We start from the raw sequence: 23,207 nt of genomic DNA on the forward strand, positions 1-23,207 counted from the left end.
CGCTCGCAATAACGTGTTGGTAAAGTGGCTACCGACGTTTCCCTCTCCCAAAATACTTCCGCTCCAACGCCTCTAAATGCGCCATAGCCGCGTCCGAAAACACAAATGGTTTACTGCGGTCTCTTTTAGCGGCCTGGTTGTAAATGATAAAGAAATAAAACGGATCGTCGAGGTGTTGGAGTAGTTTGGCTTTGAGGCCATTTTTTTCAATATAGTAGCTCATGTAGGTGCCGGGTACGTGGCCGTTGCTGTATTCGCTGGGTTTAAAATAATCCCACACCTTGTATTTGCCGGTGGTGTCCCGCAGCAGCGTGTCCATGTGGGGCAGCACGCGTTTGGCATCGTTAAAAAACTCGGTAAAATACCGTTGCGATGGCAGCAGGGCGCGGGCCGTGTCGCTCATATACTTTTTGTCGACCATGTCGGCGCTGCCCTCGTTAAGCACGCGGTAGGTGGCGCTGATTACGTTGATATCCTGCTTTTCGGGGTTTATATCGGGTTGCGGCCTCAGCACATGGTGCATTTCGTGGCCGCCAAGCGCGCCAAAGCGGTTCATATCATTCAGGTATGCGCATAACAGCGTGAATACAACCCGGCCTTGCTCGGCATGGGCATCGTTGTGCAGCGGTATAATGGAAAAAGCTTCCTGCGGTATCTTTTTTTGCGCGTTTTTGGGCAGCGCGGTGTAGGCGTATTTATAGCAAACGGCAAAATAAGCATCGGGCTTAGCCTCAATGCGTTTAAGGTAAGCCCGCATACCCGGTTCATATTTTTTATATTGGTAAATGATGTAAACCAGCCAGTTATTGAGCGAGTCTTTAACCCGGGCCTGTACTTTGGCCTCGTTACCCGGCTTGTAAACAAACTGCATGGTTTTTCGGTAAGCTTCAAAATAGGCGTCGCCCAGGCCCTGGTCGGCCATGTAAACCTGTATGGCCTTATCCTGTACAAAATTATGCCAGTCGGCTTTACTGATGGTATCGCCTTTGCGTAGTTTATCAGTAAACTCAAAATAGCGGGCGCAGGTGGAGTCGGTAAAATGTTGCGCAAAAACAGGAACAGAAAGCGTGAGCAGCAGTACGATAAGCAAGGATTTCATATGGTGCAAAATAGCCAAAATTTAAGTTTTTATCGGGCATTGTACCTTAAACAATCCGGATATTTGTACTTTTATATCTTACATACAAAACCTTTTCATGTTCAAAAGCACTTCATTTTTATTTCTTGCCTGCCTGGCATTAATGTCCTGTTCAAAAAAAGACTCCACTCCTAAATCTTCTGATGACAATTCACATCAAATTATTGACGGCGTTACCATTAATGGCGCAGCTTACAGCACTGTAGTAATAGGCAACAAACGCTGGACTAGTGAAAACTACAATGGCCCGGGCGGTGTTTTTCCAAACAATGCAACATCTACCGATTTTCGTTATGGTAAACTATATACCCTGGCTGAGGCGCGGGCTGTGCCGCTACCAACCGGTTGGCGCCTACCGGCAGACACGGACGCGATGAAGCTGGTTGCCTTTGGCGGCGGTACCGGAGATCCGCCCATTGCTACCAGATCAATCGCGCTTAAATTCAGATCAGCTACCGGATGGTATTATGGTGTGAATACAAACGAATTGGGCTTCAACGCGTTTCCGGCAGGCTATTATACCCCTAACCGGTTTTACTCAAGCACCGGCTTTTTAGATTATGGCCGCGGAGCTCATTTTTGGTGCAATAATACCATTCCAAACACGCCCGAAACTACCCGGACGAACAAAATGATAGATCTGGCAATTGAGGATATGGTTCAGACACCGTATGTAACTTACGAATATTACATTGATGTAGACACCTCATTAACAACCCTTATGAAGGGGCTTAAATATTCTATCAGGTTTGTGAAGGATAATTGAGGTTTGCCTAGTTTAATGTTGCCGCGATGCCTCACCGCACTATTGAACTAATGAATCAACCGAGCCAAATTATCATTACCATGACAAACCAACCCGCTTGATTTAGTAATTTTGCTCAACGTAACGTTATGACTTTTACTAAAGAACAAGTACTGCAGGCACTGAGCAATGTTGAGGAGCCCGATCTGAAAAAGGACCTGGTGACTTTGAACATGATTCAGGATATTGCAATTGAGGGCAACAAGCTCAGCTTTTCGGTTATCCTGACAACGCCGGCCTGCCCCCTGAAGGCTTTGATTGAAAATGCCTGCCGCAATGCTATCGGCCATTTTATCAGCAAGGATATTGAGGTGTCTATCAACATGACCTCGCGCGTTACCACGCAGAAAAATACCGGCGTGCCGGGGGTAAAAAACATTATAGCGGTAGCCTCAGGCAAAGGCGGTGTGGGCAAAAGCACGGTGTCGGTTAACCTGGCTTTGGGGCTGGCCAAAAGCGGCGCTAAGGTGGGTTTGATTGATGCCGATATTTACGGACCAAGCATCCCGATTATGTTCGGGCTGGAAGGCGCCCGCCCGGCAGCCAGCCAGGTTGACGGCAAAACACGTATCGAACCTATTGAGAAATATGGTATCAAGCTGCTGTCGATAGGTTTCTTTACCGACCCGAATCAGCCCGTGCCATGGCGCGGACCAATGGTGTCGACCGCCGTTAAGCAGCTATTTAATGATGCCGACTGGGGCGAGCTTGACTATCTGGTAGTCGACCTGCCACCGGGTACCGGCGATATCCATATCACCATTACTCAAACGTTCCCGGTTACGGGTGCGGTTATTGTAACCACCCCGCAGGCCGTAGCGCTGGCTGATGCTAAAAAAGGTATCGGTATGTTTTTGATGGAAAGCATTAATGTGCCATTGCTGGGCATTGTGGAGAACATGGCCTACTTTACCCCGGCCGAGCTGCCTGAAAACAAGTATTATATTTTTGGCCAGGGCGGTGGCAAAAAACTGGCCGAACAGCTGGAGGTACCTTTCCTGGGCGAAATTCCGCTGATTAAAGGTATAAGCGATAGCGGGGATGCGGGTAAACCTATTGTATTGAGCGACGAGCACGAGCTGATGGTTAATGCTTTTACCGAAATGGCTAACCGGGTGGCGCAGCAGGTGTCTATCAACAATGCGCAGGTATTATCTGGAAATGTTATAAATAATTAATAACTTTACTTATAAATCTATAAAAATGAGTTTATTAGAAAGGGTTGAAGCAGCGTTAGATAGCATACGCCCCTACCTGGAAACAGACGGCGGCAATGTATCGGTAGAGGAGATTACACCCGATAATGTGGTTAAGTTAAAGTTACTGGGCTCGTGCGGCTCATGCCCCATGAGTATCATGACCCTTAAAGCAGGCATTGAAGGCGCTATACAAAAAGCCGTGCCAGAGATTACTGCCGTTGAGGCCGTTAACTTAACCGATATGGACGACCCAAACGCTGTTTTGCCTGAAAACATGCGTTAATTTGTTAAGTATTGTTAAATACGCCCTTTGCGTAACGGCAATACTACCGGGTTTAAAAACTAAAAACTATTTTTATCCGTTCAAGGTAATTATAGAATAAAACGGCACCATGAAATACCTTTTTAGCTTACTATTGCTATTATGCACCGCATCGGTTTTTGCGCAGCAAACCGAGCGGCCGCTGGTGCAGTACAGTGGTATTACCCGCAATGCCGACAGTACTAAAAAGGTGGTTATTGTTCCGTACGTAAGTATAAAAAATGTGAGCACCGGCCAACAGCTCTTTGTGAGCGATTACCAGGGATATTTTTCATTTGTTGCGCACGAGCGCGACACCCTGCAGTTTACCAGCGTTGGTTATTTCCCGGTGACTGTGGTGGTACCGGCCAATATAAACAACCGCAGTATGGTAACTACCGTATCGCTTAAACCGCAAATTGTTAACCTGCCTGCTGTAAGGGTATTCCCCTGGGCCACTACTGACGAGTTTAGGAAAGATTTCCTGGCGATGAAAATTGCTGACGACGATTATGAGATCATCCGTAAAAACTTAAATCCGAAAGCTATTAAAGAGGCGGGCGCCTACTACCCGCATACGGTTTATGAAAGCGTGAATGCGCAGGAAATGCATAACAATATTGTGAACTCACATTCTATCACCAACCCTTTGCTAAACCCTTTTGCCTGGGGTAGCCTGATCAGGGATATAGCAGCCGGCGATAAATCTAATGCTTCTAATTAAGTCCTGAGCAGAGCGTCTTGAGTAAAAAGTCTTAAGCTCGGAGCCATAGTTTTATTCTTAAAAATAAAAAAGACTCAGAACTCCCGATTCAAGACTTCAGACTCAACTAGCGTCCTTTTTTAACGGCCGGGAATTTCATTTTATAATCCACGTTTACAATGCCTCTTGAAATGTCGTTAAGGCGTTTTTCCAGCAGGCGCTTGCGCAGGGGGCTCAGCTTATCGGTAAACAATTTACCTTCAATATGGTCGTATTCGTGCTGTATAATACGGGCAGCCATACCAGAAAAGGTTTCTTCGTGGTGATGCCAGTTTTCGTCGTAGTAGGATATCCTGATGGTTGCTTTACGGCTTACATCTTCACGGATATCGGGGATACTCAGGCAGCCTTCGTTAAAGGTCCATTCCTCGCCGCTTTCTTCCTCAATGCAGGCATTGATAAACACTTTCTTGAAATCTTTTAGCTCCGGCTCGTCGTCATCAAACGGGGTGGCGTCAATCACAAATAAGCGCATAGATAAACCTACCTGCGGCGCAGCCAGGCCAACACCGCGCGCAGCATACATGGTTTCAAACATGTCCTCGCACAGCTGTTTAATGTGCGGATATTCTGCAGGTTCAATGGCTGTTGCTTTGCGTCTTAAAACCGGATCGCCGTAGGCTACTATAGGTAATTTCATGGTGCAAAAATACGCTTTTATTTTGGGGGGATAAAACTCTTGGTTTTTTAGTCGATAATATCGATTATAAATGACAAAGTATAAAGATTCAAGGTTCAACCAATCACTATGCTCTGATTAACTAATCTCTGACACCCGGCTCAAACAGCAGGGTCATCATCTTGCTTTCGTTAAATATTTCGTTGCTTATCTCCAGCAATTGCGATGCTGTAACGTTGTTGATCTTCTCAAACAGTTGCGGCAAGGTATCTACCTGGTTAAAATCGACTAAACTTTTAGCCATTGATATAATGAGGCTCATGCGGTTTTCTTCGGCAAGGGCTATCTGGCCTATAAACTTTTGCTTGTTTTGGTGCAATTGCAGGGTGCCCAACTTTTGCTCGCGCAGCTTTTTCAGTTCTTTGTGTATCAGTCGCGCGGCTTTGTCGGCCTTCTCCGTATCGGTACCAAAATAGATGGAAAATATGCCGGTGTCGGTAAATGCGGTGTAGTTTGATTCGATGGTGTAGGCAATGCCATGCTTCTCGCGGATCTCCAGGTTTAACCTGTTGCTCATACCCATGCCACCCAGCAAGTTGTTAAGCAGCAGCAGCCCGGTTTTGTTTTTGTGCGATGAAGCGTATGCCGTATTACCAATAACACAATGCGTTTGCGAGATGGGCTTGTGTACGATGTGCTTACCAACCGTAGCAACGCCGGGCGTTACGCGGTGTTTTGAGGTATAGTTAGCCGCAATAGCACCAAAATATTTCTCGCCCAGTTTGCTTACCTTGTTAAAATCATACTCGCCTGTAACAGCGAAGATGATCTCGTTGGTATTATAATTTGCGGCGATGAATTGCTGCATGTCATCGCGACTCATTTTTTCCACCGTTTCGTTGGTACCAAGGATATTTTTCCCTATCGGATGATCTTTGAACAGCAGCTCCTCAAAATCGTCCATAATAGCTTCTTCGGGCTGGTCGAGGTATGAGGCTATCTCATCCTGGATAACGCCGCGCTCTTTTTCCAATTCATCCTCAGGGAATGTCGAGTGGAAAACAATATCCTCAAACAAATCAATAGTACGCTCCAGGTACGGGTTCAGGAAAGATGCATGAATGCAGGTATATTCTTTCGTGGTGTAAGCATTCAGATCGGCGCCCACCAGCTCCAGGCGATTCAGGATCTGCGTGGTGCTGCGGCGCTCGGTTTCTTTAAACAGCAAATGCTCAATAAAATGCGCCAAACCCTCCTTACCCGGCAGCTCATCGCGTGAGCCGGCATTGATCAGTATACAGGCGTGCGACACCGATGAGGGCGCATATTTATACATTATCCGAATGCCGTTAGCGAGGGTATGAAGCTGATATTCCATTGTTTGAGGGGATAAAGATAGGGAAAATCGTTTTGTCAGGCTTGTCCGCGTTTTAGCGAGATTGCGGACGGGCACGATTATTACTTTGCGATGTTATTCAATCACATTATCTTAGCCTCACCATGAACATAAAAATTGCCGATTTAACATTTGAGCCGCTTATTGCTGCCGACGCCATTCAAGCCCGTATTAAAGAAATTGCTGCCGACTTAAACAAAGACTACGCCGACAAAGCTCCCGTGTTTGTAGGGGTGCTCAACGGCTGCTTTATGTTCATGGCCGACTTGCTCAAAGAGATCACCGTACCTTGCGAGGTGGCTTTTACCAAGCTATCCTCCTACCACGGCGGCGTAAGCAGCACCCGCCGCATCCGCGATGACTTTGACTTAATGACCGACATTACCAACCGCCATGTCATCCTGGTTGAGGACATTGTAGACACCGGCAATACGCTCGACTACTTAGTTGCCAAACTAAATCACCGTAAACCGGCTTCTATCACCGTTTGTGCGCTGCTGTTAAAACCTGATGCGGTTGAATATGCCGTCGAAGAGTTAAAACATGTAGCCTTCCAGATACCTAACGAGTTTGTTGTGGGCTACGGTTTGGATTATATGGAGATGGGGAGGAATTTGAATGGGATTTATAAAAGGGTGGTGTAGTACCCACACTTCTCTCCGCTTGTCATCCTGAGCATCGCGAAGGATCTTATCAAACTGACAGGCTGGCGTTACATATCGCGCGCATAAGATCCTTCGCTATGCTCAGGATGACAAATCATAAATGAAACAGCACAATTATTATACATATATCCTAACCAATACCAGTAAGAAAATATTGTATGTTGGTGTCACAAATAACATTGAGCGACGTTTAACTGAACACTATTTTGGAAACAACCAAAAATCAACCTTTACTACTAAATATAAATGTTATTATTTAGTTTGGTTTGAACGCCATCAATATATAGAGCATGCCATCGAAAGAGAAAAGGAGATAAAAGGATGGCTTCGCGAAAAGAAAATTAAACTTATAGAATCAGATAATCCTACCTGGCGATTTTTGAATGGTGATATTACGGAATGGCCGCCAAAACTAACCGCCTTGTCATCCTGAGCATCGCGAAGGATTCTATCAAACTGACAGACTTACGTTACTTATCGCGCGCATAAGATCCTTCGCTACGCTCAGGATGACAAGGCGGTCAGAAAATGAAGGGATAAAGTTGTTTGAGTAAGCTATGCCACTGGCTCCTCCACCATCTCACTCAACAACGCTACCGCGTCATCAATGCTCTGCACATCCTCAATACCAAGGCGCAAGGTGTTTTTCACTTCTTTTAAACTGGTTCGGCGAGGGTTGGCTTGCATGTAGTTGAGCACATTGCGGAACTGCTGCGTCTCAAAATATGGCGATTTTTGGTTAGCGATAAAGTAGCCCCGCAGTACGCCTTTTTTCAGCGAGATCTTTTCGAAACCGATAGCTTTACCCAGCCATTGCAAGCGCATGGTGTTCAGCATATCTTCAACGGGCTTTGGTATCGGGCCAAAACGGTCTATCAGCTGTTGCTGGAAAGCTTGCAGCTCGGCTTCGTTTTCGAGCTTGGACAGCTCGGAGTACAGGTTATAACGTTCAGACAAACTGGTTACATACTCATTCGGGATGAGTATTTCCAGGTCGGTATCAACCTGAGTGAAGGTGATGTATGAGCGAGGTTTGTCCTCAGGGAAAAGGCCCTTAAATTCTTCGTCTTTCAGCTCGTGGATGGCTTCGTCCAGAATCTTATGATACATTTCAAAGCCTATCTCGGCTATAAAACCACTTTGCTCGGCGCCCAGCAGGTTACCGCTGCCGCGGATGTCTAAATCGCGCATAGCGACGTTGAAACCGCTGCCCAGGTCGCTAAATTCTTCGATAGCGCTTAAGCGTTTACGTGCCTCGTTAGTAAGCGTTGAAAGCGGCGGACTCAGCAGATAACAAAATGCCTTTTTATTACTACGCCCAACACGACCACGCATCTGGTGCAAATCGCTCAGGCCAAACATGTGGGCATGGTTAATGATGATGGTATTGGCATTCGGAATGTCCAGACCAGCCTCGATAATGGTTGTCGCCACCAATACATCATACTCATGGTTCACAAACTTCAGCATCACGTCTTCCAAAGCATCGCCTTCCAGCTGACCATGGGCTATACCCACCCGGGCACCCGGCACCAGTTTATGAATCATGCCGCCCAGTTGCGGCAAATCCTGCACCCGGTTATGGATAAAGAAAACCTGCCCGCCGCGCTCTATCTCGTAGCTAACTGCTTCTTTGATCAGTTTATCGTTAAACACATGCAGCTCGGTAACTACCGGCTGTCGGTTTGGCGGCGGCGTTGATATGATGGACAAATCGCGTGCGCCCATTAATGAGAAATGCAGCGTACGTGGGATAGGCGTAGCCGTAAGCGTAAGCGTATCCACATTGGCGCGCATTTGCTTCAGCTTCTCTTTGGTGCTTACGCCAAATTTCTGCTCCTCGTCAATAATCATCAGGCCCAGGTCCTTAAACTTAACGTCCTTGCTTACCAGGCGGTGCGTACCAATGATAATATCTACCTTACCCTCCTTTAGTTTCTCTAAAGTATCCTTGATTTGTTTGGTCGATTTGAAACGGTTAACGTAATCTATATTGCAGGGGAAGCCCTTAAGTCGGTCGCTGAATGTTTTGAAGTGCTGCGCGGCCAGGATGGTGGTCGGCACCAGGATGGCCACTTGTTTACTGTCGGCTACGGCTTTGAAAGCCGCACGAACGGCCACTTCGGTTTTACCAAAACCCACGTCGCCGCAAATGAGGCGGTCCATAGGGTGCGGCGATTCCATGTCGCGTTTAAAGTCGGCAGTAGCTTTTTCCTGGTCGGGAGTATCTTCATAAATGAATGAAGCCTCTAACTCGGTCTGTAAATAACTATCCGGAGAAAAAGCATTACCCTCCTGCGCCTTACGCAAAGCATAAAGCTTAATCAGATCGCGGGCTATGTCTTTAACTTTTTTTTTTGTGGTTTTTTTGAGCTTGTCCCAGGCATCGGTACCCAGCTTGTTCATTTTGGGTACGGTACCCTCTTTGCCGCTGTATTTGGAGATGCGGTTAAGCGAGTTGATGTTGACATACAACAAATCGTTATCCGCATAAATCAGGCGGATCATCTCCTGCTGTTTGCCTGCAACCTCTACTTTTTCCAAACCGGCATATTTGCCTATGCCGTGGTCTATATGGGTTACAAAATCGCCGGGCTTAAGCTCACGCAATTCTTTTAGCGTGATAGCCTGCGAGCGCTGGTAACCTTTTTTCAGTTTGTATTTATAGTAACGATCAAATATCTGGTGATCGGTATAACAAGCCAATTGCTGCTCACGGTCAATAAAACCTTCGCGGATGGAGATATTGATCGGCGTAAATTTCACCGATTTATCCAGGTCGTCCAGAATAGCATAAAGCCGCTCAACCTGACGGGCCGAATCTGTGAGAATAAAATTCTCGATCTTATCGGCTTCGTTATTTTTAAAGTTGTGGATAAGCAGCGTAAAGTCTTTATTGAACGAAGGCTGCGGGCGCATATCAAAGCTGATGGCGTGGCCGGCCGTATAAAAAAACTGTTTACCAAATTCAACAACGGCAAAATCATGCAGCTGGTCGGCAATCAGTTTTTCGTCAGTAAAACCAAATTTGGGATCAATCCACTCCGGGTTTTTGTTTTTATCCTCGGCAGATAGCGCGTTCCACAATTGCGTAGCTTTTTTGAAACCGGTTTGAATGACATCGAAAGTAAACTGTACGTCTTTGATCCATACCTGGGTATCAGCGTCGATATATTCGAGTAACGAGATATTGTTTTCAGTCAGGAATTTAGATTGTACATTGGGTACAATGGTGATGCTCTTAACCTGCTCGACCGATAGCTGGCTCTCGATCTCAAACGTTCGGATGGATTCGATAATGTCGCCAAAAAACTCAACGCGGTAAGGCAAATCATGCGAAAATGAGAAAATATCGACAATGCCGCCGCGGATAGAAAACTGTCCTGGCTCATACACAAAATCGACGCGCTCAAAATCATAATCCACCAGAAACTCGTTGATAAAATCAATGCTTAGTTTATTACCTACTGATATTTCTAGCGTGTTTTTTTCCAGCGATGCTCGGTCGATCACCTTTTCGGCCAGAGCCTCGGGGTACGTTACGATAAGCTGCCCAAACTCAGTAGAGTGGTTCAGTTCGTTCAAAACCTCTGCACGGGCCAAAACATTGCTGCTGTCGGGCTGGGTAAACTCAAAAGGTTTACGGTATGACGATGGGAAAAGCAGCACCTCTTTACCGGTCAGGTTTTCCAGGTCGGCCTGGAAATAGCCGGCCTCTTCACGCTCAGGGAGCACAAAAACCATGTGCTTATGCTGCAAAAAGTACAAAGCTATCGCCACGGTTGCATCGCCAGATCCAACCAAACCACGAAGCTGTACTCTCGGATTTTTAGACGCATTGAGTGCGGTAGCAAGCGCCTTTATCCTGTCATCAGCTTTATATCTGTCTAATATATCACGGATGTTCAAAACGGTGCAAAGATAGCTAAAAAGGCGGTTTTATTTAAACGCCATCTTATTTACAATAGTTAATAAGGTTTTGTTTGGCTTCGGCATAACCCAATTGCAAAGCTTTATTCAAATCGGCACAGCCGCCTTTTTTATCGCCAGTGAGATATTTGGCCAGTCCGCGGTTATTGTAGGCTTTGCCAAATTTCTCGTCGGCCACAAGGGCGTTGGTATAATAAAGGATAGCTTTATTATAGTGCTTCAGATCAATATTGAGGTTGCCCATATTTAAATTAGCCATTGCACTGTTGGGGTTAAACGACAGGGCTTTTTCGTAATCGGCATAAGCACCGGCATAGTCGTGCAGCTGGCTCTGGCAGTAACCCCGGTTGTTATAAGCCTTCCAAAGGTTAGGGCCGCCTTTGGGGCCTTGCAGTTTAATGGCCTCCGAAAAATCTGCTAATGCCCCCTTGTAAAGGTGCAAGTGCGTTTCCAACAGGCCGCGGGTATTATGCGCGTCGGCGCTGTTTGGGTTTATGGCGAATGCCTTTTCTATATTGATACCGGCCGATTTAAGGTCGCCTTTTTCAATATTATCATTCGCCCTGATAAGGTAGGTATACTCGTCTGCCTGGCTTGATGCTGTTTCATGCGCTTTATTATCGGTGCTATCGCTCTGCGCCATTAAGCATAGTGGCAGGGACAACCAAAACAGTACTAAAAGTCTTTTCATATTGATGCCTAATTTATATAAATGAGCGTTTTATTTCGATGCGATTTATATTAAAAAAATCGCGAGAGCAAAACAAAATCAAGCTCTCACTACTTTTTATGATAGTTTAAACAACCTGACAACGGTATTTAAATTAAACGCACAACTTGTAACCTAATACTTAATAAGATGAAAAATGCATTAATATGGGGTTTTGTAATTGGCTTGCTAAGCGCAGCCTGGCTATTTATTACCCACGCCCTGGGTTATGATACTTATAACGATAAAACCGCCCCCTTTGAGTACTTATCTATTTTAATACCCGTTATTGGTTTATTACTGGGTATAAAAAGTTACCGCGATAACGAATGTAAAGGCCAGATGGGCTTTTTAGAAGCGTTGATACAAAGTTTCAAAATATTATTGTTTGGCGGCATATTAGCCGTATTTGTGGCGATTGCGTATATCAATTATATACAACCCAATGGCGGCAACTTTATGGCTTTCTCGGGCCGCATGTTTGGCGCTTTATTAGTTGGTTTATTATCTGCCTTAGGTGTATCTTTGGTATGGGCCAACAAGTCGAACAAAATTGATTAACTTCTTAAAGAAAAACTTCGAACTTATTTTCTGGGTCGCTGCCCTCATAGCGCTGGCAGTAGCCGATCCTTCCCTGGAGTCGCATTACACGTTATGTCCGTTAAAGCTAATGGGCATAACGTGGTGCCCGGGCTGCGGCATTGGTCATGCTATATCGTGGCTGTTACATGGCAACATTGCTAACTCCTGGCATGCGCATTGGTTTGGGGTGCCGGCGCTGGTGATTATTGGGTATAGGATAATAACACTATCGGCCCCCTCTAAATCTCCCCCGGAAGGGGAGACTTTCTTATAACATCACAGGTAAATACGAGTCACTAATAAGTCTCCCCTTCCGGGGGAGATTTAGAGGGGGGCATTCACCGCCATATTTCCACAGCTTACCGAGTTGTTGAGGTTTCCGGCCTGTTTTGTGTAGGCTGGTTTTGTATTGTATATTAGTTTTGGATCATAAACAATAAGCAATCACTAAAAACTAAACGTCATGGACTTCCAAAACACAAACCCTTATATGACCCTTTCAGGTATCACTGCCGAAGAGTTAAGCATGTTACAACAAGGCAACGCCGGTTTAAACGATGAGCAAAAGAAACATTTCTTTATGATGTACGCCAGCAAACGCCGTACACCGCAAGAAGTGTTGATTTACACCCTGCTTGGTTTTGGCTGCGTGGCCGGTGTACAACGCTTTATGCTGGGCCAGATAGGCATGGGGCTGTTATATTTCTTTACCGGCGGACTGTGCCTGATCGGTACCATTGTCGACCTGGTTGGCTACAAACGCCTTACTTTAGAATACAATCAGAAAATGGCGTTCGAGTGCTTTAACATTGTAAAGTTTAGCTACTAAGCCTTACGTAGGGGCTAAGTCGCCCCGATCTATCATATATTACGAGAGTGGAGACGCAAAAGACATTTGCGTCTTTGCGCGTTTAGGGGTTTTGGTTACTTTTATAGCACATCGGCATCATCAAACTATCAGTGTAACACACTTAAAAAAATCGGTGTAATCATTTATCATGAAACTATCGCAACTTACCGCTTACCTCGAAACCATTGCCCCCCTTGCTTATCAGGAAGATTATGATAACGCGGGCCTTATCGTGGGCCACCCTGATCAGGAAATTCACCAGGTATTGATCTCGCTGGATTGTATTGAGGCGGTGGTGGACGAAGCAATTGCGACTAATTGCCAGGTTATTATATCGCATCATCCTATAGTTTTTAAGGGCTTGAAGCGCTTTAACGGCAAAACTTACGTAGAGCGTGTTGTCGAAAAAGCAATTAAACATAATATTGCGCTGTTCGCCATTCATACCAACCTGGATAGCGTGTTGCCGGGCGTAAATGCCCGTATCTGCGAAATTTTGGGTTTAGAAAACCCGCGCATCTTATCTCCTAAACACGGCATCCTTAAAAAACTGGTTACTTATGTGCCTATAAGCCATGTTGACCAGGTGCGTAATGCGCTTTTCCATGCAGGGGCGGGCAACATAGGTAATTACAGCGAATGCAGTTTTAATACCGATGGTACCGGCACCTTTAAAGGCAACGAAGACAGCGACCCCTACGTTGGTGAACCCGGCGTGCGTCACACCGAGCGTGAAACCCGCATTGAAACCGTTTATACGGCAAACCTGGAAAGTAAAATATTAATGGCGCTCATGCTGGCGCACCCGTACGAGGAAGTTGCTTACGATCTGTACGCACTTACCAACCAGCACCAGCAAGTAGGCTCTGGCATGGTGGGTGAGCTTGAACAGCCTATGGATGCCGAAGAGTTTTTATATCACCTTAAAGAAAAAATGCATGCACAGGTGATACGTCATACCGCGCTTACCGGTAAGCCTATCAAAAAGGTAGCTGTATGCGGTGGCTCGGGCGGGTTCCTGCTTAAGCATGCTATTGGCGCCGGGGCTGATATTTTTATTACTGCCGACTATAAATACCACGAGTTTTTTGATGCCGATGGCAAGATCATCATTGCTGACATCGGACACTTTGAAAGTGAGCAGTTTACCCAGCAATTGCTTCATGATATGATTCGTAAGCGTTTCGCTGATTTGCCTTTGCGATTGACGAGTGTGAATACAAATCCGGTGAAGTATTTTATGTGACCCCCTCCCAACCCTTCCGCCAGCTGGCGGAGAGGGCTTTAAAACGCTCCTTGCTGGTCTCTCCCCTTTGGAGAGATTAAGAGGGGTCTGTAAAACAGCAAATTACATTTGCATTATAAAATATTTTAATTTTTTTGTATCTTTGCCATCCGTTTATTAAAAAAACAAACAGTATAAATCCCTCACATAATGGAACAAACCGTAGAACAAAAGCTTAAAGCGTTATACGACCTACAAACCATCCACACTAAAATTGACAGAATCAGACAAGTAAGAGGCGAGCTACCTATGGAGGTTGCCGACTTAGAAGACGATGTTGCCGGTTTAGAAACTCGTATACAAAAAATTAAAAGCGAGCTTGATGATCTGGAGGATGACATTGTTACCCGTAAAAACCTGATCAAAGACGCTCAGGCCAACATAAAAAAATACGAAGCGCAACTAAACGAAGTAAAAAACAACCGCGAATACGATGCTATCTCAAAAGAGATTGAGATTCAAGGTTTGGATATACAGGTAAGCGAGAAAAAAATTCGTGAATTTGGTTTCGAGATCGCATCAAAAACCCAGGTTTATGAAAAAGCAGTTGCAGATCTTGATGGTCGCAAAAGCGATTTGGATGCTAAAAAAGAAGAGCTGGATACCATCACTGCCGAGACCGAAAAAGATGAGAATGAGTTGGTTGCTCTGGCTGATGCTGCTGTTAAAAATATTGACGAGCGTTTATTGGTTGCCTACACCCGCCTGCGTAAAAACGCTAAAAACGGTTTAGCTGTAGTAACTATCCAACGCGATTCTTGTTCAGGTTGTTTTAACCAGATCCCGCCTCAGCGTCAGTCTGATATCCGTCAGCGCAAAAAAATTATTGTTTGCGAGCATTGCGGCCGTATCCTGATCGATGAGCAAATGGCTTTAGAAGCAGAGACTGCACACGCTTAATTTATTAGGCATACGATATAAAAAAAGCGCTCTGAAAGCGCTTTTTTTATGCCTGCTTCTTTAAACTTCTTTAAATCTCTGCTATATTTAGCCATGCTTAAAGCCAGGTTAATTTATTTATTTATCCTTATTGTTACGGCCATTGCCGGATTGATCTCCCGCGAACAATCGCCCTCTGTTGTCCCGTTGTTTGTTGGCGATATCCTTTGGGGCCTGGCGGTTTTTTTGCTGATTAAGCTCCTTTTCATTCAAAAGCCACTACCATTTACTGTTATTGCCAGTATTATTTATACCTGGGCTACAGAGTTTAGTCAGCTTTACCATGCACCTTGGATTGACAACCTGCGCCAAACCTTTTTTGGCAAAGTAATGCTGGGCGAAACCTTTAACTGGGGCGATATTGCCAGCTACACTATTGGTGTAGGTTTGGGTGTATTGGTTGAGCTTTCGCTGCGTAAACTGGTTACAACCATGTATCCGGAGGTGGCTTAATTATCAGCCCCACCTAAATCCTCCCCGGTAGGGAGGACTTATATATGCTAATATCAAAATCCCCTACCGCGGGAGATGTAGCGGAAACTTTCAAAACAAACTCGTCTGCTTACCATTTCTTGGCGTAAACAAACTATAGTCATGCGGCGGCATATCTCTGTCGGCCAAAAAACGGTTGCAGGCCATGCGGTATAATTGATGAATAGATTGTGCTATCTGCCCTTCGCCGCTCATACGGCGGCCGAACTGGCTGTCATTTAAATTGCCGCCATGTACCTGCCTGATCATGTTTAGTACCTTTTCTGCCCGGTCGGGAAAGGCTTTGTACACCCAGTCGGTAAATATCTCGCCTATGCTGCCGTTTAGCCGCACAATGGTAAATCCCGCAGACAGGGCACCACGATCTGCTGCAGCTTTGATAATATCCGGGATTTCATTGCTGTTTAATCCGGGGATGATCGGCGCAGCCATTACCCGCACCGGTACACCATTTTCAGACATCCGCTGGATCACGCCTAACCTGCCGCTTGCTGTTACTGTGCGTGGTTCAAGCTTTTGCCGCAGCGACTCATTTAGCGAGGTAATGGACACGTTTACATGAACCAGGTTCAACTTAGCCAACTCGCTGATGATATCCATGTCACGTAATATTACATTGTTTTTGGTGATGATGCTCACCGGGTTACGGTATTTCAAAAATACTTCCAGAAGGCTGCGGGTTATTTTGAGCTTACGCTCAATGGGCTGATAACAATCGGTGTTGCCCGATAACAGAATGGCAACCGGCTGATAGTTCTTTTTATTGAAATACTTCTCGAGCAGTTCGGCTGCGTTTTCTTTAACGATGATCTTGCGCTCGAAATCCAGTCCGGCGCTAAAGCCATAGTATTCGTGCGAGTTGCGCGCGTAACAGTAAATACAACCATGCTCGCAACCCTGGTAAGGGTTAATGGAATACATATGGCTCAGATCGGGGCTGTTTGACTCGCTGACAATCTTTTTTGGTGTTTCAATAAACAGTTGCGTCGTAGTATTTTCAAGCAGCGGCTCGTCAAGCCCTTCAATGTGATCTAATACATATTTACGCTGCAGGAATTTGTTGTCGGTATTTACCTGCGCTCCTCTTCCCTTAAAAAACCCCGGATTTTCCTGATGACTCATACGCAAATTTGCTAATATTTTTAGCAAAAGTCAAGGGGTGTAGGCATTCATTTTGCACAACGGTTGAGGACCCACCCGGTCTACTTCGCCAGCTGACGGATGGACCACCCTGTCTACTGCGCAAAGAGGGTTATGACAGGCAAAGCTCCCTCCCTTGGGAGGGGTGCGGCGGGCCATGAGCGCAATGGCGGGGAGGGGTTTCGCCGTTAAGCATGGCGTAGAAACCCCTCCCTACCCTCCCCAGGGGAGGGAATCGCACAAGCCCATTGCTTCTTGAAACCAACCCGCTTTCCGCCAAAGGCGAAGAGAGGGTCGACGAGCGTAGCGATGTCGGGGGTGAGTCCTCGCCGCGCCATTTTTAAAACTCATCATCCATCCCACACAAAACCACCTTGCCGCTGTTAATTAAGCATGCGCAAATTTTTGCAACGCCTGCTTACTAAACCAGTAATTGCGCTCGCCAATAAATGGTCGTCAAGGCCAAATAAACAGCGGGTTGATAAAGCGCTTTCAGCTCTCTATAAAAACATTACTCAAAACCCGGGCAAGCGCGGGCGGATTATTGAATTTGACGCGGCGAAAGATCGCTTTATCATCCTTTCAGACCAGCACAAAGGCGCTCGTGATGGTTCGGACATTTTCGCCAAAGCGGCCAATAATTATCTGGCAGCGCTGGATTATTACAACAAACGAAATTTCTTCTACATTAATCTGGGCGATAGCGAGGAGCTTTGGGAAAACCTGTTTCTCACCGTAAAAAAGCACAACAAACGCACCTTCGAAGCTGAAAGACGCTTTCTGGATCGTGAAGCTTTCATTAAAATTTTTGGCAACCACGACCTGTATTGGGACAATGACCCCTTGGCCATGGTAAGCCTGGCGCAGATTTATGGTCAACAGCTTAAGGTTTATGAGGGAGCAATATTGCAAACAACCATTGGTGACCAAAAACTGGCTATTTACATGACCCATGGCCACCAGGGAGATTTGCAGAGCGACGGCAACTGGTTCAGCAAATGGTTTGTGAGCGATATCTGGGCGCCGTTTCAGGCTTACCTGTGCATTAACCCTAATACGCCTGCAAATAACGACACCTTAAAGACTGACCATAACCGCATTATGTATGAATGGAGCGCCGGGCGCAAAAACACTTTGCTGATAACCGGGCACACGCACCAGCCGGTGTTTCGATCATTAACAGAGCTTGAAATCCTTTACGAAAAGCTGGAGAACGCAAAAGGCAAAGAAGCCGGGGCCATACAGGCACGCATTGACAGGCTGCATCTAAAAACCTCGCAGCCAGATTTTAAGGGTTATCTGGATACCTATTTTAACAGTGGGTGTTGTTGTTTTGACGATGGCGATATAACCGGCATAGAAATTTCTGATGAGTGTATCCGCCTTATTAAATGGGAATATCACCAAAAAAAGAGCATAAGGCTGGTTCTCGAAGAAGCCCGGCTTAAAGATTTGAAGTTAGGCTGATCTTTTTAGCCGGACGATTATGTAATTTCGACCCCATAAAAAATATTTTATGTCATCGCACCATATCGTCAGAGAAAAACAGGAACCAGCTTTGTTGCTGTTAAGCTTAAATGGCTTTGACGATGAGCAATTGGGCCAGTTATTAGAATGGAGCCCAACCGTTTTTACTACTCCGCTCGTGGCCGAGCAGCTCAATGCTTTCGGTATCAAGATAGACTGGATTGTGGGCGATGATGCAGCAGCCGATATACAGTCAGATATCAGATATCTTAAAAGCAATGGCAAGCCAGCAAGCGTTGCTGCATTTGACTATTTGGTTGACAAGAATTATCCGGCAGTTAACATAGTAACTGCCGAGTTTGTGCTTGATGATTATCTGCCATATATGCAAAATATTACGCTGGTGGTTTTTTGCCGTCAAAAAAAAATATATGGCATTGAATCGGGTTTCAGCAAGTGGAAGCCGGCCGGCGATATCATTGAGATCATATCGAACCCTGAAAACCTGGAAACAAAAGGCCTGGTAAAAACCGACCAAAATATTTTTAAGACTGCGGCCGATGGCTTTTTTAGCCTTACTTTTGACAATAAACTTTTATTTATAGCTGAAAGCCTGTAAAAGCACCCGCTTAAAGTAATATTAATTATACTTGAAGCTACTGCTAAACGTTATAATAAACTGATTAAACCGTTTGTACATTTAGCAGTCTAACAAGATAAACAAACCAACACAGGTACAATACCACTTGAGACATGAAAAAGATATATAAAAACCTAATCGGAATTAGTTTGATCTCGCTGTTAGGCGCAGGTCTTAGCATTCCAGCTTATGCACAACGCGGTGGCGAACACAGCACGGGCGGCAGTTCATCCGGCGGCAACAGTGGTGGCGGCTCTACTCCTCCTCCAGCGCCTTCGCGTCCGGCTCCACAACCGTCACAACCGCAAGTGCAACGCAGTAATCCGCAACCGCAGCAACAGGTTCAGCGCAGTACGCCGCCGCCCCAAATGCAGCGCGGCGCGCAAACTAACGCGTATGGCGGCCAGCGCCCAAATTCGGCTCCAACAGCAAGCCAGCCGCGTGGTGCGCAACACCAGACGATGCCAGAGTTTAGCCAACCGGGGCAAGGTCCGCGGCGTTATCCTACTTTAGGTTCATCGCGTCCTTATGCGCCTCGTGGTTACGGTAACACTTACAGAAATGGTTATCGCAGTTATCCCGGTTTACGTTTTGGCCGAAACTATGTTTCGCCGGCTCCGCGTGGTTTTTACTATCGCAACCAGGGTTATTACCGAACTTATTATACACCACGTTTAGGTTTTAGCATCAGTATTTTGCCACGCAACTATTATCCGTTTTATTTTGGCCCATACCAGTACTATTACAGCGATGGCTTGTACTACCGCCAAATGGACGACAACAACTACACCGTAGTTGAGCCACCTATTGGTGCAACGATTGAAAAATTACCGACAAATGCGCAATCAATAGTTATAAACGGCATGCAGTACTATGAGCTGAACGGCGTTTATTATCAGCCGGTAACCCGCGACGACGGTACCCTGGTTTACCAGATTGCCGGTAAAGATGGCGAACTGAATGTTGATGACGGAGGCAGCGCGGGTTCGCAAGACGATCTTCCGCAGGTGGGCGACCTGGTGGACAGCCTGCCTCAGGGTTGCCGTATCATTCGTTTGAACGGCCAGAAATATTATGAGTCGCAGGAAGGTTATTACTTCCAGGATGCCGTAGACACCAATGGCGATAAAGTATTTAAAATTGTGGGTACGCCTGAAGATCAACCCGGAAATTAAAAAGCAGACTATATATAAAATTAGGGCGAGGGTTTATTAAACTTTCGCCCTTTTTGTTGGCTAACATTTCTGCAGCTATAGCAGGCAGCCTCAAAGTACCCGACTTGTGGCACTATTGTTTCTGATAAATCGTTTTATCTTTACACCACAAGCTCATGAAAATGGATTTAAGAAACATTTTTGCCCGAAATATCAAACTTTTAGCCCTGACCATATTCTTTAATCTGTTGCTTTGCGCCGCATCGTTTGCGCAGGCGCTAAAGGTGGCCGCGGCTGCCAATTTGCAATCGGTGATTACCGTACTGCAAAAAGATTTTAAGCAGCGTACCGGTATTGATATCGAGCCCATTGTTGGTTCATCAGGCAAACTGGTGGCGCAAATTAAAAACGGTGCACCATATGATATTTTTTTATCGGCAGATATGCGCTTCCCTGAGTCTTTATATAAAGATGGCTTTGCAACAAAAGCCCCGGTTGTTTATGCCTATGGCAGCCTGATTATCTGCAGTACCAAAAACATAGGCTTTGAAAACTGGGAACGTACCTTGCTTACTCCCCGTATCCAAAAAATCGCGATAGCAAATCCGGCTGTAGCTCCATATGGCGCTGCAGCCAGCGAGGTTTTGCAGAAAAAAGGCATTCTGGACAACGTGCATAGCAAAATGGTTTGGGGCGAAAGCATATCGCAGGTAAACACATACGTTAGCACGGGGGTGGTAGATGTGGGTTTTACCAGCCAGGCGCTGGTGAAAGATCCGGCTAATAAAACCCTTTTATACTGGAAAATCATTGACCCGAAAGAATATGCGCCGATAAAACAAGGTGTGGTAATATTGAAACGGGCAGCAGCAAACGCCCAAGCCGAAAAGTTTTATAATTACCTTTTGGGCCCTGATGCTAAAAAGATATTTAAGCAATATGGCTATCGCTTTTAAACCAACCCATTATTGATGGACCTGTCCCCAATTTGGCTTACGCTTAAACTGGCAACAATAACCACATCGTTGTTGTTTCTTGTCGGGCTACCTTTGGCGTGGTGGCTGTCAACAGGGCGGGCGTTTTTCAAAACTATTATTGAGGGATTGATCACCATGCCGCTGGTTTTGCCGCCATCAGTCCTTGGTTTTTATTTGCTGCTGGCTTTTAGTCCGCAGCATGGGCTGGGCAAATGGCTGCATGATGCGTTTGATATCCAGTTTGTATTTTCATTTAAGGGGTTGGTGCTGGCGTCATTTATTTATAGTATGCCTTTTATGGTTGGCCCCATTAAATCAGCCCTGCAGCAACTACCGGCTTCGTTGGGTCAAGCTTCATACACGCTAGGAAAATCGCGCTGGGAAACTTTTAAAAGCGTCCTGGTGCCCAATATCAAACCATCGTTAATTACCGCAGCTGTTTTAACTTTTGCCCATACCCTTGGCGAATTTGGTGTGGTGCTGATGATTGGTGGCAATATCCCCAATGTTACCCGCGTTGCGTCTATAGCCGTTTATGATTCGGTTGAACAGATGGATTATGCATCCGCTAATAACTACTCGCTGATATTGTTTGCCATCACATTTGGAATGGTGATGAGCGTATTTGTATTTAATAAATATCAGGCTAAATCTCCCCTGGAATGATCAGCGTAGCGATAGAGAAAAAGCTCAAAGTTTACAAGGGGCAGCATGTGCTCAAAATTGCGGATGGGTTTGATACCGGCAGCATCACCAAAATACACGGGCCATCGGGTGCCGGCAAAACCACATTCCTGAAAATCATTGCAGGCTTAATAACGCCCGAACAGGGTAAAATTACTGTTGATGGATTGGTTTGGTTGGACACATCGGCGGAAATCAACCTTACTCCACAAAAACGTATGCCGGGCTTTGTGTTTCAGGATTATGCACTGTTTCCGAACATGACAGTTGCTGAACATCTGGCTTACGCTACAAAAGATCGGGCCTGGATAAACCGGTTATTAAAGCTGGGAAAACTGGATACGTTAACAGATCATAAACCGATCCATTTATCAGGCGGACAGCAGCAACGCCTGGCTATTTTGCGCGCATTGGCTATTAAACCGAAGTTGATATTGATGGATGAACCCTTTTCGGCACTTGATCTGCATATGAAAACAGAATTGATAGGCCAATTGAAACCCTTGTTTAAAGAACTAGGCGCGACTGTACTTATTGTAAGCCACAACCCGCAAGAGCTGGATGGTTTGACGGATGGTGAATTGTACATCGAATAAAAGCGCCCCGGGGTAGCCGGGGCGCTTGTTTGTTTAGATGGCCTCTGCAATACTTTTTACAGAAGCACGATTTCGGTAATCTTTGTCGAAATGTACAAAAACCAGTTTGCCGCTTTTGTCTATCACATAGGTAGCCGGCACAGGTAGCATATGGTCGGTGTTGCCATTGTTCTGATCCAGATCAATACCGTACTTTTTGTAGGCCGTCACCGTATTGGCATCTAACACATAGTTCACATCATACGCTTTCATGATCTTATAATCCTTATCCTGAATTATAGAGAAAGACGCGTGTGTTTTAGCTACGGTTTTGTTGATGTTCTCACCCGTTTCAGGCGTAACGCCAATTACATAAGCCCCTTTACCGGTAAGCGTTTGTAAAGAGTCTTGCAATTGTTGTAAATGCTTGTTACAGTAAGGGCACCATTGTCCGCGATAAAAAAGCAGCACCACGGCTTTGTACTTTTTCAACAAAGCTTTTAAATTCAGCTCTTTGCCATTATTGTCCACAGCTGTGAACGATGGTGCTTGTTCGCCTTTTTTTAATCCGGCCTGCGCAAATAATGTTGCCGAGCTAAATATAAAAAAGGTTAATATTAATAGTTTTTTCATTCGGTTTGGGGTTTCCAAAAATCATAATAACGGACGAACGACGTGATTACATTTTTGACATCTTTTTCATTTTGCCGGTGTCTTTGGCCATTTTTTTCGGCGCCATTTTTTTGCTCATTTTCTTATCCATCTTTTTGTCCATTTTTGACATTTTGCCGGTATCAACCATTGACGGTTTAACGGTAGCAGCTTGCAGATTAAAAGAAAGTGTTGCTAATATCGCCGCGGCGATCAGGGTTCTTGAAATTGTTTTCATCTTGATTG

Annotated in this window: 25 protein-coding genes and 1 pseudogene; 18 read left to right on the forward strand and 8 right to left on the reverse strand. The window is 45.5% G+C overall.

What is annotated here, in order from left to right; all coding sequences use genetic code 11:
* Nucleotides 1-28 precede the first annotated feature (28 nt).
* On the reverse strand, nt 29-1,099 hold the full coding sequence (locus ACFS5N_RS09650; protein ID WP_377184727.1) for a DUF5700 domain-containing putative Zn-dependent protease: 1,071 nt from the start codon (nt 1,097-1,099) through the stop codon (nt 29-31).
* 97 nt (nt 1,100-1,196) lie between these two features.
* Between ACFS5N_RS09650 and ACFS5N_RS09655 the strand changes: the two genes are divergently transcribed.
* From ACFS5N_RS09655 to ACFS5N_RS09670, 4 genes are all read left to right on the forward strand, one after another.
* Nucleotides 1,197-1,904, forward strand: coding sequence for an FISUMP domain-containing protein (locus ACFS5N_RS09655; RefSeq protein ID WP_377184730.1), 708 nt, complete (start codon nt 1,197-1,199; stop codon nt 1,902-1,904).
* A gap of 128 nt (nt 1,905-2,032) precedes the next feature.
* Nucleotides 2,033-3,121 carry an Mrp/NBP35 family ATP-binding protein gene (locus ACFS5N_RS09660; protein ID WP_377184732.1) on the forward strand — a complete coding sequence of 363 codons (1,089 nt, stop codon included), beginning with the start codon at nt 2,033-2,035 and terminating at the stop codon, nt 3,119-3,121.
* Between the two features lie 25 nt (nt 3,122-3,146).
* Nucleotides 3,147-3,425 carry a NifU family protein gene (locus ACFS5N_RS09665; RefSeq protein WP_377184735.1) on the forward strand — a complete coding sequence of 93 codons (279 nt, stop codon included), beginning with the start codon at nt 3,147-3,149 and terminating at the stop codon, nt 3,423-3,425.
* Between the two features lie 109 nt (nt 3,426-3,534).
* Complete coding sequence (locus ACFS5N_RS09670) at nt 3,535-4,167, forward strand: hypothetical protein (protein ID WP_377184737.1); 633 nt, start codon at nt 3,535-3,537, stop codon at nt 4,165-4,167.
* A 106-nt stretch (nt 4,168-4,273) separates the two neighbouring features.
* On the opposite strand, the gene def is transcribed toward ACFS5N_RS09670, so the two are convergent.
* Nucleotides 4,274-4,846: a peptide deformylase gene (gene def, locus ACFS5N_RS09675; RefSeq protein ID WP_377184740.1), complete on the reverse strand. Its 573-nt coding sequence runs from the start codon at nt 4,844-4,846 to the stop codon at nt 4,274-4,276.
* A gap of 121 nt (nt 4,847-4,967) precedes the next feature.
* Nucleotides 4,968-6,203, reverse strand: coding sequence for a M16 family metallopeptidase (locus tag ACFS5N_RS09680; protein ID WP_377184742.1), 1,236 nt, complete (start codon nt 6,201-6,203; stop codon nt 4,968-4,970).
* Between the two features lie 122 nt (nt 6,204-6,325).
* Here ACFS5N_RS09680 and hpt point away from each other — a divergent pair, with 122 nt between their 5' ends.
* Both hpt and ACFS5N_RS09690 read left to right on the forward strand, forming a co-directional pair.
* Nucleotides 6,326-6,865, forward strand: a complete 540-nt coding sequence (hpt, locus tag ACFS5N_RS09685; RefSeq protein ID WP_377184745.1) for a hypoxanthine phosphoribosyltransferase — start codon at nt 6,326-6,328, stop codon at nt 6,863-6,865.
* A gap of 121 nt (nt 6,866-6,986) precedes the next feature.
* A complete protein-coding gene (locus ACFS5N_RS09690; RefSeq protein WP_377184748.1) occupies nt 6,987-7,319 on the forward strand; it encodes a GIY-YIG nuclease family protein in 333 nt (110 codons plus the stop codon).
* A gap of 122 nt (nt 7,320-7,441) precedes the next feature.
* On the opposite strand, the gene mfd is transcribed toward ACFS5N_RS09690, so the two are convergent.
* Both mfd and ACFS5N_RS09700 read right to left on the reverse strand, forming a co-directional pair.
* The gene (gene mfd, locus ACFS5N_RS09695) at nt 7,442-10,795 is read right to left on the reverse strand and encodes a transcription-repair coupling factor (RefSeq protein WP_377184751.1); all 3,354 of its coding nucleotides are present in this window, start codon (nt 10,793-10,795) and stop codon (nt 7,442-7,444) included.
* Between the two features lie 46 nt (nt 10,796-10,841).
* A complete protein-coding gene (locus tag ACFS5N_RS09700; protein WP_377184754.1) occupies nt 10,842-11,507 on the reverse strand; it encodes a tetratricopeptide repeat protein in 666 nt (221 codons plus the stop codon).
* 168 nt (nt 11,508-11,675) lie between these two features.
* Here ACFS5N_RS09700 and ACFS5N_RS09705 point away from each other — a divergent pair, with 168 nt between their 5' ends.
* The 6 genes from ACFS5N_RS09705 (at nt 11,676) to ACFS5N_RS09730 (ending at nt 15,634) form a co-directional block, all read left to right on the forward strand.
* Complete coding sequence (locus ACFS5N_RS09705; RefSeq protein WP_377184757.1) at nt 11,676-12,086, forward strand: DUF4199 domain-containing protein; 411 nt, start codon at nt 11,676-11,678, stop codon at nt 12,084-12,086.
* Nucleotides 12,079-12,381, forward strand: coding sequence for a DUF2752 domain-containing protein (locus ACFS5N_RS09710; protein ID WP_377184760.1), 303 nt, complete (start codon nt 12,079-12,081; stop codon nt 12,379-12,381). The genes ACFS5N_RS09705 and ACFS5N_RS09710 overlap by 8 nt, the downstream gene beginning before the upstream one ends.
* Before the next feature lie 189 nt (nt 12,382-12,570).
* Nucleotides 12,571-12,936 carry a TM2 domain-containing protein gene (locus ACFS5N_RS09715; RefSeq protein ID WP_377184763.1) on the forward strand — a complete coding sequence of 122 codons (366 nt, stop codon included), beginning with the start codon at nt 12,571-12,573 and terminating at the stop codon, nt 12,934-12,936.
* A 169-nt stretch (nt 12,937-13,105) separates the two neighbouring features.
* Nucleotides 13,106-14,203: a Nif3-like dinuclear metal center hexameric protein gene (locus tag ACFS5N_RS09720; protein WP_377184765.1), complete on the forward strand. Its 1,098-nt coding sequence runs from the start codon at nt 13,106-13,108 to the stop codon at nt 14,201-14,203.
* Between the two features lie 189 nt (nt 14,204-14,392).
* The gene (locus ACFS5N_RS09725) at nt 14,393-15,142 is read left to right on the forward strand and encodes a zinc ribbon domain-containing protein (protein ID WP_377184768.1); all 750 of its coding nucleotides are present in this window, start codon (nt 14,393-14,395) and stop codon (nt 15,140-15,142) included.
* A gap of 93 nt (nt 15,143-15,235) precedes the next feature.
* Nucleotides 15,236-15,634, forward strand: a complete 399-nt coding sequence (locus ACFS5N_RS09730; protein ID WP_377184770.1) for a ribosomal maturation YjgA family protein — start codon at nt 15,236-15,238, stop codon at nt 15,632-15,634.
* Between the two features lie 90 nt (nt 15,635-15,724).
* Here ACFS5N_RS09730 and ACFS5N_RS09735 read toward each other — a convergent pair whose 3' ends face one another.
* Complete coding sequence (locus tag ACFS5N_RS09735) at nt 15,725-16,795, reverse strand: PA0069 family radical SAM protein (RefSeq protein ID WP_377184773.1); 1,071 nt, start codon at nt 16,793-16,795, stop codon at nt 15,725-15,727.
* A 411-nt stretch (nt 16,796-17,206) separates the two neighbouring features.
* On the opposite strand from ACFS5N_RS09735, the gene ACFS5N_RS09740 reads away from it, so the two are divergent.
* The 6 genes and pseudogenes from ACFS5N_RS09740 to ACFS5N_RS09765 form a co-directional block, all read left to right on the forward strand.
* Nucleotides 17,207-18,280 carry a metallophosphoesterase gene (locus tag ACFS5N_RS09740; RefSeq protein WP_377184776.1) on the forward strand — a complete coding sequence of 358 codons (1,074 nt, stop codon included), beginning with the start codon at nt 17,207-17,209 and terminating at the stop codon, nt 18,278-18,280.
* 49 nt (nt 18,281-18,329) lie between these two features.
* Nucleotides 18,330-18,899 (forward strand): thiamine pyrophosphokinase, encoded by a 570-nt coding sequence (locus ACFS5N_RS09745; protein ID WP_377184778.1) that lies wholly within the window; start codon nt 18,330-18,332, stop codon nt 18,897-18,899.
* Nucleotides 18,900-19,033: 134 nt separating this feature from the next.
* Entirely contained in the window at nt 19,034-20,095 is a 1,062-nt protein-coding gene (locus ACFS5N_RS09750; protein ID WP_377184781.1) for a DUF6515 family protein, read from the forward strand.
* 155 nt (nt 20,096-20,250) lie between these two features.
* Nucleotides 20,251-21,030, forward strand: a complete 780-nt coding sequence (gene modA, locus ACFS5N_RS09755) for a molybdate ABC transporter substrate-binding protein (RefSeq protein WP_377184784.1) — start codon at nt 20,251-20,253, stop codon at nt 21,028-21,030.
* Nucleotides 21,031-21,045: 15 nt separating this feature from the next.
* Nucleotides 21,046-21,717, forward strand: coding sequence for a molybdate ABC transporter permease subunit (modB, locus tag ACFS5N_RS09760; RefSeq protein WP_377184787.1), 672 nt, complete (start codon nt 21,046-21,048; stop codon nt 21,715-21,717).
* Nucleotides 21,714-22,206 (forward strand): annotated as a pseudogene (locus ACFS5N_RS09765) (ATP-binding cassette domain-containing protein); the annotation flags it as partial. The gene modB and the pseudogene ACFS5N_RS09765, both read left to right, overlap by 4 nt.
* A 158-nt stretch (nt 22,207-22,364) precedes the next feature.
* Here ACFS5N_RS09765 and ACFS5N_RS09770 read toward each other — a convergent pair.
* A complete protein-coding gene (locus tag ACFS5N_RS09770) occupies nt 22,365-22,943 on the reverse strand; it encodes a peroxiredoxin-like family protein (RefSeq protein WP_377184793.1) in 579 nt (192 codons plus the stop codon).
* 46 nt (nt 22,944-22,989) lie between these two features.
* Nucleotides 22,990-23,199, reverse strand: coding sequence for a hypothetical protein (locus ACFS5N_RS09775; protein ID WP_377184796.1), 210 nt, complete (start codon nt 23,197-23,199; stop codon nt 22,990-22,992).
* Between the last annotated feature and the right edge of the window lie 8 nt (nt 23,200-23,207).

It is taken from the genome of Mucilaginibacter ximonensis, from assembly GCF_042686265.1.
GTDB lineage: Bacteria > Bacteroidota > Bacteroidia > Sphingobacteriales > Sphingobacteriaceae > Mucilaginibacter > Mucilaginibacter ximonensis.